The sequence below is a fragment of the Bacillus sp. 11C genome (assembly GCF_055486375.1).
Map to the genome: position 1 here is coordinate 379641 of NZ_JBUPVZ010000001.1, position 15141 is coordinate 394781.

At 42.6% G+C, this 15141-nt stretch carries 13 protein-coding genes; 6 read left to right on the plus strand and 7 right to left on the minus strand.

Annotation, left to right across the window (positions count from 1 at the left end):
* Nucleotide 1: 1 nt before the first annotated feature.
* The 6 genes from ACY3LV_RS01915 to ACY3LV_RS01940 all read right to left on the minus strand — a co-directional run bounded on the left by ACY3LV_RS01915 (nt 2) and on the right by ACY3LV_RS01940 (nt 5913).
* The gene (locus ACY3LV_RS01915; RefSeq protein WP_333561735.1) at nt 2-1369 is read right to left on the minus strand and encodes a DCC1-like thiol-disulfide oxidoreductase family protein; all 1368 of its coding nucleotides are present in this window, start codon (nt 1367-1369) and stop codon (nt 2-4) included.
* 13 nt (nt 1370-1382) lie between these two features.
* On the minus strand, nt 1383-2039 hold the full coding sequence (locus ACY3LV_RS01920; RefSeq protein WP_148963289.1) for a DUF5819 family protein: 657 nt from the start codon (nt 2037-2039) through the stop codon (nt 1383-1385).
* Nucleotides 2040-2407: 368 nt separating this feature from the next.
* Entirely contained in the window at nt 2408-3490 is a 1083-nt protein-coding gene (locus ACY3LV_RS01925) for a serine hydrolase (RefSeq protein ID WP_187441527.1), read from the minus strand.
* 277 nt (nt 3491-3767) lie between these two features.
* Nucleotides 3768-5048: a tetratricopeptide repeat protein gene (locus ACY3LV_RS01930; protein WP_187441526.1), complete on the minus strand. Its 1281-nt coding sequence runs from the start codon at nt 5046-5048 to the stop codon at nt 3768-3770.
* 182 nt (nt 5049-5230) lie between these two features.
* Nucleotides 5231-5407, minus strand: a complete 177-nt coding sequence (locus ACY3LV_RS01935; RefSeq protein WP_187441525.1) for a hypothetical protein — start codon at nt 5405-5407, stop codon at nt 5231-5233.
* Nucleotides 5408-5733: 326 nt separating this feature from the next.
* Complete coding sequence (locus ACY3LV_RS01940; RefSeq protein WP_464863304.1) at nt 5734-5913, minus strand: hypothetical protein; 180 nt, start codon at nt 5911-5913, stop codon at nt 5734-5736.
* 401 nt (nt 5914-6314) lie between these two features.
* Between ACY3LV_RS01940 and hutP the strand changes: the two genes are divergently transcribed.
* From hutP to ACY3LV_RS01970, 6 genes are all read left to right on the plus strand, one after another.
* A complete protein-coding gene (gene hutP / locus ACY3LV_RS01945) occupies nt 6315-6761 on the plus strand; it encodes a hut operon transcriptional regulator HutP (RefSeq protein ID WP_141113404.1) in 447 nt (148 codons plus the stop codon).
* Nucleotides 6762-6873: 112 nt separating this feature from the next.
* Nucleotides 6874-8400, plus strand: coding sequence for a histidine ammonia-lyase (gene hutH, locus ACY3LV_RS01950; RefSeq protein WP_464863306.1), 1527 nt, complete (start codon nt 6874-6876; stop codon nt 8398-8400).
* Nucleotides 8397-10064 (plus strand): urocanate hydratase, encoded by a 1668-nt coding sequence (gene hutU, locus ACY3LV_RS01955; protein WP_464863307.1) that lies wholly within the window; start codon nt 8397-8399, stop codon nt 10062-10064. The genes hutH and hutU overlap by 4 nt, the downstream gene beginning before the upstream one ends.
* Nucleotides 10065-10068: 4 nt before the next feature.
* Nucleotides 10069-11334, plus strand: a complete 1266-nt coding sequence (hutI, locus tag ACY3LV_RS01960) for an imidazolonepropionase (RefSeq protein ID WP_333518965.1) — start codon at nt 10069-10071, stop codon at nt 11332-11334.
* Complete coding sequence (hutG, locus tag ACY3LV_RS01965; RefSeq protein ID WP_333561739.1) at nt 11327-12283, plus strand: formimidoylglutamase; 957 nt, start codon at nt 11327-11329, stop codon at nt 12281-12283. The genes hutI and hutG overlap by 8 nt, the downstream gene beginning before the upstream one ends.
* A 78-nt stretch (nt 12284-12361) precedes the next feature.
* A complete protein-coding gene (locus ACY3LV_RS01970) occupies nt 12362-13789 on the plus strand; it encodes an amino acid permease (RefSeq protein WP_333561740.1) in 1428 nt (475 codons plus the stop codon).
* 42 nt (nt 13790-13831) lie between these two features.
* Here the strand turns inward: ACY3LV_RS01970 and ACY3LV_RS01975 are convergent, their stop codons facing one another.
* Nucleotides 13832-15133 (minus strand): pyrimidine-nucleoside phosphorylase, encoded by a 1302-nt coding sequence (locus ACY3LV_RS01975; protein WP_333561741.1) that lies wholly within the window; start codon nt 15131-15133, stop codon nt 13832-13834.
* Between the last annotated feature and the right edge of the window lie 8 nt (nt 15134-15141).

The window sequence follows — 15141 nt, forward strand, 5'->3', positions numbered from 1 at the left end:
CCTATATTTTTTGATTTTTATTGTTGATAAAGCAATCATCATTACATTTGCCAGTTGGGACAATACTTCGATTAGAAGCAATATAATCATATACTCGCTGCCCCAAACCAAATATCTTACCTAAATAAAGCGCTGGGAGAATTGGCCACAGTGGTAACAGTCTTGTTGCAATTTGAATAAAGGCACAGATTCCTTCCTTTACTGGACTTTTCGAACTTTTGCTATGCATTCGTTTTTCAAGTTTGTTTAAATCCAACTTATATTCGTCTCTCACCCCTTCTTCTCTGAACGATAGGCATTCAATTAAACCAAAGTAATCCATTCGTTTTAAACGATTCACACTGTTAATACAAAAAGGACACCACCCGTCATAAAAAACAGTGATTTTAAAGGATTGGACTGTAGTTGATTTTCCTATTTTTTTTCGCATGATAAACCTCAGAAATACACGTAAACGATGGTGCTTTTGCTTAATAAACGTGTAGAATTGAACATATTCTCGATCGGATATCATAAGGAGATCAGCTATGATCATGATTAGCGAAAAGGTAACCAGACCCATGGCAATACCTATACCCGCATGGAAAGATACCATCAAGAAAACAGCAATGTATTTGGTTTTTGGGTTGAACAATAGAAATGGAAATGCTAATTTAACCATAATAGCAGCATACGCTGTAAACACTAAAAGATAATCGTTATTTAAGAAAAGTTCACGTAACTGTGGATTGGAAAAGAGATCTACTTGAAGGATATAAAAAATAGCTGTCCCGCTGTTCCACATCTCCCCCATAACTTGATATAAGCCCGAAGCCATATACAAGATGCTAATTTGAATAACACAGGCAAGGACTGCAAAATTGTGAAAGACCATTTTTATTTTAAAGAAATTCGTATCCTTCTTCTTGAGATAACTGGCTTTAAACTTCGCTGCATCTAATGAAAAATAAGCAGTAGTGTTTGCAAAAAGAAGATAAAACAAAAATAAATACATCAGGTTATCTCCACCATCTGACAGAAAGTGACTACACTGAATAAGGGAATACGTAAAAACGTAATTAAAGACTCCAATTATTCTTCCCATAAAACCAATGGTATATAGGAAAGCGATTATTGCCCCTAGATGGAAGAGTAAATCAAAATATATTCGTGAATCGTTCAGTGCATAGAGACTATAAATTCCTCTGTTCGAACCAAGCAAACCTTCGCTGCTCCATAAAAAATAACGCTGGGAATAGTGCAGCACATAATTGTACAAAATTACAATTCCAAATCCTATTCTTAGCAGACTAGCCCCTTTTAAGTAATTCTCTCTGCTTGAAAAATCAAAGAATCTTTCCGGCAATGCTTTTATCTGAAAGGCAGACAACTCCTTCACTCCCTTATAAAATCGGTACTACATTTTCAATAATTTCTTTTTCTTTAAATTGCTTTACCACATACCAGGGATTTTCCACTCTGTTGTCACGCTTCGAAAAAGGCGTGTTCTTCTGCCTTAAAATTCGCAGTTCAATGTTAGCTATTCTTTTATCAGGAAACAGGTATTTTGCATATGAACTACCGAAGCGATAGAGTATTGCTTCATTCTGCTGAAACTTTTCGTCTCGTTGCTTATCTAACTTCTTAATTTTTTCTTTCTCACTCTCAGATTCTTCCAACTTTTTTCGGTAATCGATGACTAAATCATCTTCTGTAGTGAGTTCTGAAATAATCCCAGTAGAAATCCGGGCCATTCTGTTCAGGGGACTAAAGTAATTTTTATGCATTTCTTCAATCATGGGAGTGGTAATATCAATCCAATCAGTTTTACTATCTCCCTCAAATCCGACCTTAACTTGAATGCTTTCATTATGTGAAACCGGATCTGGAGCAAACAGGTGCCAGTTTTGAACGAAGATAGGTTCCATATATTCACTCACTTCTTTCTTATATTTGTTGGAGATTGGATTCATTGGCATGACATTTAAGATAACAATCATGAAGTGGAATATAAGTATACCGGATAGCAGTATAGGAACAAGAAACATAACTTTTTTCAAGGCAAACGGCTACCTTCTTTCATTCATATATTATATATCTTATTCTATCATTAATAGGAAAATATGGTATTGATAAAACTCATATGATTTTACCCTTTCTTTGCTGAATTTCCGAGCAGCTTTCTAAAAAAGTTGACTGTGAATAAAGCATAATAGAAACATATTATGTTCAGGCTACGAGAAAATCTCGGCAGTCCTTTTGGAAAATTCAATCACACAATATATGGGTTGATCGCTAGGAATAGACACCGAATATCGTGTCTTAAACGTCAGAAATTAAAAAAAGAGGGTTTCTCCGACATCAAGTCTTTAAAACCCCCACTTTCTATTTAATCTGGCATGATAGAAATATACTATGCTTTTGGATATTAGTTTACTAGTTTTTTTCTAAAAGATTCGTCTTTTAAAGTGTTAAGGACAAATTGATTAAAATTAATCTGTAATCGTTTGGCTGTAAATGCATTTAGATTATTAGAGAAGAAAACAAGCTCTGTCTGATTTCCATCCTTATCTGTTGAAAAAGAAGCATACGTGAATACAAATAAAGTGGAACCTCCTTTAAAGCCGCCTCTCTCTATCCATTTCCTATTGTTTTCATTAGAAAACAGAGCATAGCCTAGCAGTTTTTCTAAATGAGTTTGCATATCTTGATTGAATTGTTCCCTACAATTGATCATTCTCATTACCTTTAGATAATCAGATGCTGATCCTGCCGGCAAGCGCTCAGACCAGATTTTCTGAAACTCATATTCAAGATAAACTTTTTCCATATATTCATGCTTTTCCTTATTTTTAAGATGCTCATGAATGGTAAGAGAATAATCTATGTATTCTTTTTCAGGCATCTCGGTCAAACGTTTTAATAACTGATCTTTCTTTTTAATCTGTTCTTTTTGGCTAATATAGGAAGGTATATGCAAAGAAGATACGATTGGAAATATCATTGTATGGTGACTAAGATTTAAAGTTTCTGGCACTTTATTAATGGTATTCAAACCTAAATAGTCCATAAGAAACTCTGTATTGGCATTTGAACTGAAGGCTATCATACCGATAGCAATCTCTTTAAGAGTATAGGAAGGCTTATTCTTAAACTTATTGACCCATAGCTTGTGTGCTCCTCCATCAGTTCCCTCTAGATAATACTTAAGAAGCTGTTCATTAGGTATGGAGGTATTTACATCAATTATGTTTTTACTTGCCTGCCTCGCAAATTCGATTGCCACTATTATTTTTACTGTACTGGCTAAAGGCATGGTAATGTCAGGATTAATAGAGACCAACTCAGTTTGATTTCTTGTAATGATCAGAGAAACATCCTTCTTCTCTCTCCTTTTTTTTGCATAGTCTATCGCAACAAAAGGATTATTGTTTACCTTCTTAAAATAAAGGACTATTGCTGCTCCAATGGTTAAAATAAAGGTTGCAGTAATAATGATAAATTCAAACAAATATGAAAGTCCTCCCTTTATCTTGATTCTAATATATAAGACATACATATTGTTCTAACTTTAAAGCAAGGTTAAATCAAAATAAAATAATTAGACTGGTTTAAATAATCTTTACCAATGAGATGTTTTAAAATTGGCATAACAATTAGTTTGGATCTGGATGATCTACCAAAAGCCTAGAATAGTCACTAATTATCTCATTTAACACTAGAAATTTTGCACCTGTGAATATACCTCTAGTTAAGACAGCCTGTAGACAATTATTCTTAAAACTCATTTATATCACCCCTTTCTTCAAGGACAACAATCTATAAGCTTTTTGATAATATTCACTGCTTTTTTTATACTTTCTTTCTTTTTCAAACATGTCAGCTGTAACATAAAGAATTTCGCTCAAATAGATAACATTATTTACCTTTTCAAAATAGGGAATGACTTCTTCTTCAAGGAGTGGAATCAATTCTTTTATTTTTCCATCAAATTTTAGTTTTTCTACTTTTGCCTTATAGTAGTATTCTTTTGAAAGATTATATGTAGAATAATACGCAATAACTTTATTATAAATTTTATAGGCTTTTTCTTTTTCATTAAGCTTCATATGTTCCTCTGATAGATGGAGCAGTGTATTTAAATAGGAATTTTCATTCTCCTCTTTAAATAAAAGGCTTTCTTCATAAAGTTTAATAGCATCTCGATTGTTTCCAATTTGTGATTCAAGGTATGCTAAGTTGTGTAACCCTTTCGCACACAGATGATGACATTTGTTTAATTTGCACATATTAATAATTGTTTCAAATTTTTCTCTTGCCTCAATGTGTCGTTCTTGTCTTGTCAGATTAATTCCTATAATTAAATCACATTCAATAATACGGTTATATATTAATTGCTGGGTAAACAAGTGCTTTGCATTTTCCGCATAATAAATAGCCATCGAGATATCATGGAGCTGGCTATTGACAAAAGCCAGATGGTAATAAAGCTCGGAAATTTGTTCGGCTTTTTCTGATATAAATCCCTGTTCGGCCTCTAAAAATAAGCTTTTCGCCCTAAAATAATTAGACTTCATGCAATAAAAAATTCCTTTGAAATATGTAAAATAGTTCCAAACTGTAGCAGACATATTTTTTTGAACTTTTTGTAGGTTTAATATATATTTCGAAGCAATGTCTATATCTTTGACATATAAAGCACATCTGATCTCTAACAACTGAACAAAATTAGAAAGATCTGGTGGCAGTTTTTTCTTCTGATAATTTCTCGCTTTCTTTTTGTAATAATCAATTAGATCGTTATCTTTGATAATAATAGACTCATACCACTGTTCAAGAACGCAGATCAGTTCCTTGTACTCGTTTTGTACCTTCTCAATTTCAATATCAAGTCTTTTTAATAAGTGATAGAGAATATCCTCACTTGGGTTAATCTTATTATTTTCCAACTTGCTTAAATAGGGAACAGAGCAAATAGATTTTGAAAGCTGATCTTGAGTCATTCCCTTTTCAATTCTATTTAAGAAAATCATTCGTCCTAGGTTTATAGGTGGTATAGTAATTTTCATGTCTCCAGCCTCTTTAAGCATAAATTTAGTTTTACCTTAATCGCTATCAATCATAAAAATCCATTAAAGAATACCTCGCACTCTACTAACAAATAATAACTATAATTTAAAAATATGTCAATTAATAAGAAAAAAGCACAGGGGTCATAAATACCTCTTAGTGCTAGTTTCTTACGACGATATTAGTCTTTTTGGGATTTTGAGTAAGTAGGAACCAAAATAATGCCCAGTATAAACATCACAAAAGATACTCCACGAACCACATCATAATACTCACCCGATTTAAAAAACATCACATTTATTGCCATAGCAATTGCACCAAGAACCATCATTATTTTCCCAAGTAATTTCCTTGACATAAACCCTCACCTCCTCTTTTTCAACTGAACGAAACAAGTTTTTCTAACGATCAACCTTAACCTAGATATTAAATGTGAGAAGATCCACGAACTATGCAATGCCTTTTTCACTTCCAGCAAAATTTTCAGCTGCAGTTTTTTGTTACTTTGTATAAAGTTTTATAATTTAGGTACGATTTATACTTATGGAAGGTTCCCAAGAAAAATCTCTGTATTCAAAATGACATTAAGAAACATAAATACAACAAACGGATGTTCATGTTTTTCTTCACTCATCCCTAAAATGTATATGTATAAAAACATTGATATGAAGAAACACCGGTCCGTTATAAAGGCCCGATGTTTTCATATTCAAACGTTCCCCACTGTTCTCTTACATTGACCATGATGTTCATGACATCCAGGGAGAGATGGATGGTCTGGCTGCCTGCTTGGCGCAGGACTGTAGCTTGCATATTCTCTACTTCATAATTCAACCCTTTTGCCGTTTCTCCTTCTTTCATCATCTCTGTTTTTCCATTTGCGTATGTAATAAACGCTTTGTCCGGCCTTGTGAAGTCATCGACTGTGATAAAGCCATTTTCTCCGGCAACTACGCCTCTTTTTGCATTTTCACCCTCATTGTCAGTGATATGCCTGACTGCTCGTCTACACCTTTGTCAGCCGGCTTGGCCGTGCTGAGGATCTCATTCGGCTGGCTCGTGAGAAAACAGCAACCGCCCACACCCCTGTCTGGCTATCGTGTGCAATGTGCTGAAAAAAACCGTCCGGTTATCTGCGCCACGCTATCACAATAGCAATCTAACTTGTTAAAGACTGTAAAAAACCTTTTGACTTCTGCTGCTGAACCAATTAATATAATACACAGTTAATAGTTATCAGAATTTTTAGGAATTGAGTGATTCATATGACACTGCACAAAGAGCGCCGGATCGGCCGGCTGTCTGTTCTTCTGCTGCTTAATGAAGATGAAGAACGTACACAGGTCGGGGAGCTGGAGCGAGATGGATGGAAAGTCTGTCTCGGCAAGGTAGGATCAATGGACGCGCATAAAGTAGTAGCCGCAATTGAAACCGCTTCCAAAAAGAGCGGTGTCATTCAATCTGACGGTTATCGCGAGTCACATGCGCTTTATCATGCAACGATGGAGGCTTTGCATGGCGTGACCAGAGGTGAAATGCTGCTTGGATCGCTGCTTCGGACGGTTGGCTTGAGGTTTGCCGTTTTGAGGGGAAATCCTTATGAAAGTGAAGCGGAAGGCGATTGGATCGCTGTCTCGCTTTATGGAACAATCGGGGCGCCGATCAAAGGACTTGAGCATGAGACATTCGGCGTTGGAATCAATCACATATGAAACAGCCCATAGATCTTAGACGATAGGGGGCTATGCGTGAAATCAAATTTTCACAGCATAGCCCCTTTTTGTATGGGCGCTTTACCAAAGTAAAGACAAAGGAGTTGGGCTTATGGTGACTTTAGACGGTTCTTCATTGACAACAGCCGACGTCGCTCGTGTGCTGTTTGATTTTGAGGAGACAGCGGCTTCCGAGGAAAGTATGGAGCGCGTGAAAAAAAGCAGAGCGGCAGTGGAACGGATTGTTCACGAAGAAAAGACAATCTACGGCATCACCACCGGATTTGGCAAATTCAGTGATGTCCTGATTCAAAAAGAAGACTCGGCGACGCTTCAGCTGAATTTAATCCTTTCTCATGCCTGCGGAGTGGGTGATCCTTTTCCTGAGTGTGTTTCCAGGGCAATGTTGCTTTTGCGCGCCAATGCGCTGTTAAAAGGGTTTTCCGGTGTACGTGCTGAACTGGTTGAACAGTTGCTTGCTTTTCTAAATAAACGCGTCCATCCTGTCATCCCCCAGCAGGGATCACTTGGCGCAAGCGGGGATCTGGCGCCGCTTTCCCATTTGGCGCTTGCGCTGATCGGTCAAGGAGAAGTCTTTTTTGAGGGAGAAAAGATGCCGGCAATGAAGGGATTGAAAAAAGCCGGTATTCAGCCGATAACGCTGACATCCAAGGAAGGACTTGCCTTGATTAACGGGACTCAGGCCATGACTGCTATGGGTGTGGTCGCATACATTGAAGCTGAAAAACTAGCCTATCAAATCGAGCGCATCGCCAGCTTAACGATCGAGGGGCTGAGGGGAATTATTGATGCGTTTGACGAGGATATTCACTCAGCCCGCGGCTATCAGGAGCAGATTGACGTCGCAGAACGAATTCGCTTCTATCTATCCGACAGCAGCCTGACAACCTCTCAAGGTGAACTGCGGGTTCAGGATGCCTATTCATTGCGGTGTATTCCGCAAGTGCATGGTGCGACTTGGCAAACGTTAGTCTATGTCAAAGAAAAATTAGAGATTGAGATGAATGCAGCTACGGACAATCCTCTTATTTTCAATGACGGTGACAAAGTGATTTCCGGCGGAAACTTTCACGGACAGCCTATAGCCTTTGCCATGGATTTTCTGAAAATCGCAATGTCAGAGCTTGCGAATATTGCAGAGCGCAGGATAGAGCGCCTTGTGAACCCGCAGCTAAATGACCTGCCGCCTTTCCTAAGCCCTCATCCCGGTCTGCAATCCGGTGCAATGATCATGCAGTACGCCGCGGCCTCACTCGTTTCTGAAAATAAAACACTGGCGCATCCTGCAAGTGTGGATTCTATTCCGTCATCCGCCAACCAAGAAGACCATGTCAGCATGGGAACCATTGCTGCGCGGCATGCCTACCAGGTGATCGCGAATACAAGAAGAGTCATTGCAATCGAAGCGATTTGCGCATTGCAGGCGGTTGAATACAGAGGCATAGAACATGCAGCGACCTATACCAAACAGCTCTTTCAGGAAATGAGAAAAGTCGTGCCTTCCATTCAGCAGGACCGTGTTTTCTCCTATGACATAGAACGCCTGAATGACTGGCTGAAGAAGGAATCTTTATTACCAGATCACAAGAATGAAGAACTGAGGGGGATGAACATATGACTGATATAAAAAAATCTATCCGTGCCAATAGGGGAACAGAGCTTGAATGCTTAGGGTGGGAGCAAGAGGCAGTGCTTCGGATGCTTCGAAACAACCTTGATCCGGAAGTCGCCGAGAAGCCGGAGGACCTGATTGTATACGGCGGAATTGGCAAAGCCGCCCGGAATTGGGACGCTTTTCACGCCATTGAGCATTCTTTGAAAACACTTAAAAATGATGAGACATTGCTCGTGCAATCCGGAAAGCCCGTTGGTATGTTCCGAACCCATCCGCAGGCGCCGCGCGTGCTTTTAGCAAATTCTGTTCTTGTTCCGAAGTGGGCGGACTGGGAGCATTTCCACGAACTTGAGAAAAAAGGGTTAATGATGTACGGGCAAATGACAGCGGGCAGCTGGATTTACATTGGCTCACAAGGCATATTGCAAGGAACCTATGAAACCTTCGCCGAGCTCGCGAGACAGCATTTCGGAGGAAGCTTAAAAGGAACATTGACTCTGACAGCCGGTCTCGGCGGAATGGGAGGCGCCCAGCCGCTGTCTGTCACGATGAATGAAGGAGTCGTCATTGCCGTCGAGGTTGACGAGAAACGAATCGACAAACGAATTGAAACAAAATACTGCGACCGAAAAACAGCGTCAATTGAAGAAGCCTTAGCATGGGCTGAAGAGGCAAAGCTAGCAGGAAAACCTCTCTCCATCGCTCTTCTCGGAAACGCGGCAGAGGTTCACCATACCCTTCTGAATCGTGGTGTCACCATTGATATCGTCACCGATCAGACATCTGCCCATGACCCCTTAATCGGTTATGTTCCCGAGGGCTATTCCCTTAATGAAGCCGACCGTTTGCGCCAAGACAATCGAGAGCTTTACGTGCGCCTTGCGAAGCAAAGCATGAAAAAACATGTGGAAGCCATGCTGGCCTTTCAGCAAAAGGGCTCTGTTGTATTTGACTACGGTAACAATATCCGGCAAGTTGCTAAAGATGAAGGCCTGGAAAATGCCTTTGATTTTCCAGGGTTTGTCCCAGCCTACATCCGCCCCTTGTTCTGTGAAGGAAAAGGACCGTTCCGCTGGGCGGCGCTTTCCGGTGATCCGGCAGATATTTACCGTACAGATGCGTTATTAAAAGAACTGTTCCCGGAAAATAAAGCTCTTCACCGGTGGATCGATATGGCACAGGAAAAAGTCACGTTCCAAGGCTTGCCGTCCCGTATTTGCTGGCTTGGATATGGAGAACGAAAAAAGATGGGCCTCGCTATTAACGAGCTGGTCAGAAACGGGGAGCTAAAAGCGCCTGTCGTCATTGGGAGAGACCATTTGGACTGTGGGTCTGTCGCCTCTCCTAACCGGGAAACCGAAGCGATGAAGGACGGAAGTGACGCTGTCGGCGATTGGGCTGTGCTAAATGCGCTTGTCAACACGGCGGCCGGTGCAAGCTGGGTTTCCTTCCACCATGGCGGCGGCGTCGGAATGGGCTATTCCCTGCATGCCGGCATGGTCGCGGTTGCCGATGGAAGTGAGCTGGCTGACGAGCGGCTCGCGCGGGTCTTAACGACCGACCCTGGGATGGGCATTATCCGTCATGCGGATGCAGGTTATGAACGTGCCGTTGAAGTAGCGAAGAAACAAGACATTATCGTGCCAATGCAAAAAGAAAGGGAGTGATGACATGCCGAAACAAATTGATACGATTCTCATCAACATCGGTCAGCTTTTGACGATGGAAAGCAGCGGCCCCCGCGCGGGCAAAAGCATGCAGGCTCTTCATGTGATCGAAGACGCTGTGGTCGGCATCCATGAACAGAAGATTGTTTTCGCCTCAAAAAAAGGAGCTGAAGCCGATTACGAAGCAGACGAAATCATTGACTGTTCGGGACGGCTTGTAACGCCGGGTCTCGTCGATCCGCATACCCATCTTGTATTTGGCGGATCTCGGGAAAAGGAGCTGAATCTAAAGCTTCAGGGCATCTCATATTTAGATATACTGGCGCAGGGGGGCGGAATTCTGTCTACTGTCAAAGACACCAGAGCGGCTTCAGAAGAAGAGCTGCTGCAAAAAGGCCATTTTCATCTGCAAAGAATGCTGTCATACGGCACAACAACGGCTGAAGTAAAAAGCGGCTACGGCTTGGAAAAAGAAACAGAGCTGAAGCAATTGCGTGCCGCAAAACAACTTCATGAGAACCAGCCTGTTGACCTTGTCTCCACGTTTATGGGAGCCCATGCGATTCCTCCCGAATATCAACACAAGCCAGATGAATTTCTGGATCAAATGCTTTGCCTTTTGCCGGAAATAAAAGAGCAAGAGCTCGCAAGCTTTGCGGATATTTTTACAGAAACAGGCGTTTTTACCGTCAGTCAATCCCGCCGTTACTTAAAAAAAGCGGCTGAAGCGGGATTCGGGTTGAAAATACACGCAGATGAAATCGACCCGCTTGGAGGAGCTGAATTAGCGGGGGAGCTAAAGGCTGTCTCAGCCGACCATTTGGTAGGCGCCTCTGACGAAGGCATAAAAAAATTGGCTGAGGCAGGAACGATCGCCGTCCTCTTGCCGGGCACGACATTTTATCTTGGCAAAAGCACATTCGCCAGAGCAAGAGACATGATTGATGAGGGTGTATGTGTCAGCTTGGCAACGGACTTTAATCCTGGCAGCTCGCCGACTGAAAATATCCAGCTGATCATGTCGATTGCCGCGCTTCATCTAAAAATGACTGCGGAAGAAATATGGCATGCGGTCACAGTCAATGCCGCATACGCCATAGGAAAAGGAGAAGAAGCCGGTCAGCTCAAAGCCGGCCGCTCAGCTGATCTTGTCATTTGGGAAGCCTCGAATTACATGTATATTCCGTATCACTATGGAGTCAATCATGTACATCAAGTCATGAAAAACGGAACAGTTGTTGTTAACAGGGAGAGAGCCATTTATGGATAAATACCCTTTTCTCAGAGAGGCTGGTTCTTCGTTTCAAGACCGGGATGTAACAAAAATGAGCGACCTGATCGCAAAATGGGACGGCCAAGGCATTAAAGGGCCGGCATTGATAGGTGTCCCCCTATCTAAATCCTCCATCAGTCATTCAGGCGCTTCCTTTGCTCCCGGAACAATCCGCCAGGCTCTTAAAAACGCATCTGCCTATTCTGCTGAGCTTGGAGAACATGTCGTATCTGACCTTCTTTACGATCTGGGGGATATTGATATTCATGTCACTGATATCGTAAAGTCACATCATCAAATCTTTCTTACCATGCATGCGCTACTTTCGGATCACCCAGATTGGGTGCCGTTCATACTCGGTGGAGATAACTCCATCAGCTACTCCACTATAAAAGCAATGGCACAAACGAAAGGAACGATCGCAGTTATTCAATTTGATGCCCATCATGATGTTCGGAACACGGAGGACGGAGGGCCGACCAACGGCACTCCCTTCCGCCGCCTTTTGGATGAAGAAATCATTGAAGGCCAGCATTTGATTCAGCTGGGCATCAGAGAATTCAGCAACAGCTTGGCTTATGAAACATACGCGAAAAATCATAACGTGAACATTCACACGATGGGCATGGTACGTGAAAAAGGACTAGTCCAGACTATAAAAGAGATTCTGCCTGCCATTCAAACGAGAACAGACTTCATTTTTATATCAGTTGATATGGATGTCCTAGACCAGTCCCATGCACCCGGCTGTCCAGCGATTGGCCCAGGCGGCCTTTATACAGACGAATTACTCGAAGCCGTCAAATACATCGCACAGCAGCCTAATGTCGCCGGGATTGAAATCGTTGAAGTCGACCCTACCCTCGATTTTCGAGATATGACTAGCAGAGCCGCGGCTCACGTTCTGTTACACGCATTAAAAGGAATGAAGTTCTCCCCATTCTAATGATCTTCTGTCTGGTTGTATTTTGGGTACGAGAAACTCATCTGCCTAATGAATGGCAGCTAAAAGGAGGACGAGACGGTGAGTCTTCAGGGAAACAGCGGCCAACAGCTAAAACGCACGATGAAAAGCAGGCACTTATTTATGATCTCATTGGGAGGCGTCATAGGCACAGGACTTTTCCTCAGCACAGGCTATACGCTAAATCAAGCTGGACCCGGCGGTACGATCCTCGCATATGTAATCGGCGGGTTGATGATGTACCTCGTCATGCAATGTCTCGGTGAATTATCGGTCGCCATGCCGGTGACCGGTTCTTTTCAAAAATACGCCACAACATTCATCGGGCCATCTACCGGTTTTATGGTCGGCATCATGTACTGGATGAATTGGGTGGTGACGGTAGGTTCAGAGTTTACCGCATCCGGCATTCTCATGCAGCGCTGGTTTCCTGACAGCAGCGTATGGATGTGGAGTGCAATTTTCGCAGCTCTCCTTTTCGTATGCAACGCATTTTCAGTCAAGTTATTTGCGGAAACCGAATTTTGGTTTTCCAGCGTAAAGATTGTCACCATCATTTTATTTATCATTTTAGGGGGAGCCGCCATGTTCGGCCTGATCTCTCTAAACGGGACGGCTGATGCTCCTGTGTTTTCAAATTTCACAGATCATGGAGGGTTGTTTCCGAACGGCTTTCTCGCTGTATTTATCGCCATGATATCTGTGAGTTTTGCCTTTTCTGGAACAGAATTAATCGGAGTCACAGCAGGAGAATCAGCAAATCCTCAAAAAGATATTCCGCGCTCCATTCGTAATGTCGCATGGAGAACAGTCATTTTTTTCATTGGTGCCGTCTTCGTATTATCCGGACTGATTTCATGGAAAGAAGCAGGAGTGATTGAAAGCCCCTTTGTAGCAGTGTTTGCAGAAATCGGAATCCCTTACGCCGCAGATATTATGAATTTCGTGATATTAACAGCCTTGCTGTCCGTTGCCAATTCAGGCCTATATGCCTCAACCCGTATGCTGTGGTCGTTAGCAAATGAAAACATGATCAGCTCTCGTTTTAAAAAAGTCACATCTAAAGGCATTCCACTAAATGCCTTAATCATCAGTATGGCCGTATCTTGTTTATCTCTCGTTTCCAGTATCGTGGCGCCCGGAACTGTATATGTGGTGATGGTAGCGATTGCTGGGTTCGCAGGAGTTGTGGTCTGGATGAGCATTGCCCTGTCTCAGCTCTTGTTTAGAAAGAGATTTCTTAAAAAAGGGGGGAATGTAAAAGATCTGACATTTCGCGCACCGCTTTATCCTTTTATACCTATAGCCGCTCTTTTATTATGTTCAGCTTCTTGTATCGGTCTCGCTTTTGATCCCAATCAAAGAATCGCACTATTCTGCGGAGTTCCTTGTATCATCCTTTGCTATCTCATCTTCTATTTCAAAAGTAAGGTTGAGAAAGCAAAAAAAATCACCCAAGAGGATTATCAGATCGATCATATCCTTTAATTAAAACAGCACACCCCACTCAGGATGGGATGTGCTTTATTTTTATTCCGTAATTAACGTATGAATCAGCTTCGGCGCCTTCGCTTCCGCTGCGATGCGGATGTTGTCATAGACTTTCGCGATGACTTCATCGACGTTCTCGCGGTTGGCGTACAGCGTGACGAGTGGTTCGCCTTTTTCTACCTTGTCGCCGACCTTTTTGCGGAGCATGATGCCGACGGCTAAATCGATTTCGTCTTCTTTTGTGGCGCGGCCGGCACCTAACAGCATGGCTGCGACACCGATTTCGTCCGCGACGATTTCAGAAACGAAACCGGCTTCTTTGGCAGGCACATCAATTTGATAAGCAGCCTGCGGAAGCTTAGACGGCTCGTCAACAATCGAGCTGTCGCCGCCTTGGTTTTTCAGGAAGTCCTTGAACTTCTCAAGCGCTTTGCCGTTTTTCATGACTTCTTCCAGCTTCGCCCTCGCTTCGTCCAATGTGTCGGCTTTTTTCGCAAGCACAACCATCTGGCTTCCGAGCGTTAAGACAAGCTCATGAAGATCCTCAGGGCCCTCGCCTTTGAGCGTGTCGATCGCTTCCTTGACTTCAAGCGCATTTCCGATCGCAAAGCCGAGCGGCTGGGACATATCAGAAATAACAGCCATGGTTTGGCGGCCGACGTTATTTCCGATGCGTACCATCGCTTTGGCAAGTTCAGCCGCATCTTCTTCCGTTTTCATGAAGGCGCCCGCTCCCGTTTTCACGTCAAGCACGATGGCATCCGCACCGGCAGCGATTTTCTTGCTCATAATCGAGCTTGCGATCAGCGGGATGGAATTGACCGTTCCTGTCACATCACGAAGCGCGTACAGTTTTTTATCAGCCGGCGTTAAATTGCCGCTTTGGCCAATGACGGCGACCTTATCGCGATTCACAAGCTTAATAAATTCGTCCTTCGACAGCTCCACATGAAAGCCGTCGATCGCTTCTAATTTATCAATCGTTCCGCCTGTATGGCCGAGACCGCGTCCGGACATTTTGGCTACCGGCACATCAAGAGCCGCAACAAGCGGGGCGAGCACGAGTGTCGTCGTGTCGCCGACGCCGCCGGTGGAGTGTTTATCCACTTTAATTCCTTCAATGGCAGAAAGATCAATCGTTTCACCGGAGTTCACCATAGCCATCGTCAAATCCGCACGCTCGCGGTCACTCATATCCTGGAAAAAAATCGCCATGGCAAGCGAGCTTGCCTGATAATCAGGAATGCTTCCATCCGTATAGCCGTTCACGAAAAATTGAATTTCTTCTGTGGTGAGTTCTTTTCCGTTCTGTTTTTTGATGATAATATCTACCATTCTCATTATGGTCA

Bases quoted from the DNA above. Each gene is read 5' to 3' on its own strand.
- hutG (WP_333561739.1), top strand. From the start codon at position 11,327: ATGGATAAATACCCTTTTCTCAGAGAGGCTGGTTCTTCGTTTCAAGAC.
- hutU (WP_464863307.1), top strand. From the start codon at position 8,397: ATGACTGATATAAAAAAATCTATCCGTGCCAATAGGGGAACAGAGCTT.
- hutH (WP_464863306.1), top strand. From the start codon at position 6,874: ATGGTGACTTTAGACGGTTCTTCATTGACAACAGCCGACGTCGCTCGT.
- ACY3LV_RS01930 (WP_187441526.1), bottom strand. From the start codon at position 5,048: ATGAAAATTACTATACCACCTATAAACCTAGGACGAATGATTTTCTTA.
- ACY3LV_RS01940 (WP_464863304.1), bottom strand. From the start codon at position 5,913: ATGATGAAAGAAGGAGAAACGGCAAAAGGGTTGAATTATGAAGTAGAG.
- hutI (WP_333518965.1), top strand. From the start codon at position 10,069: ATGCCGAAACAAATTGATACGATTCTCATCAACATCGGTCAGCTTTTG.
- hutP (WP_141113404.1), top strand. From the start codon at position 6,315: ATGACACTGCACAAAGAGCGCCGGATCGGCCGGCTGTCTGTTCTTCTG.
- ACY3LV_RS01975 (WP_333561741.1), bottom strand. From the start codon at position 15,133: ATGAGAATGGTAGATATTATCATCAAAAAACAGAACGGAAAAGAACTC.
- ACY3LV_RS01935 (WP_187441525.1), bottom strand. From the start codon at position 5,407: ATGTCAAGGAAATTACTTGGGAAAATAATGATGGTTCTTGGTGCAATT.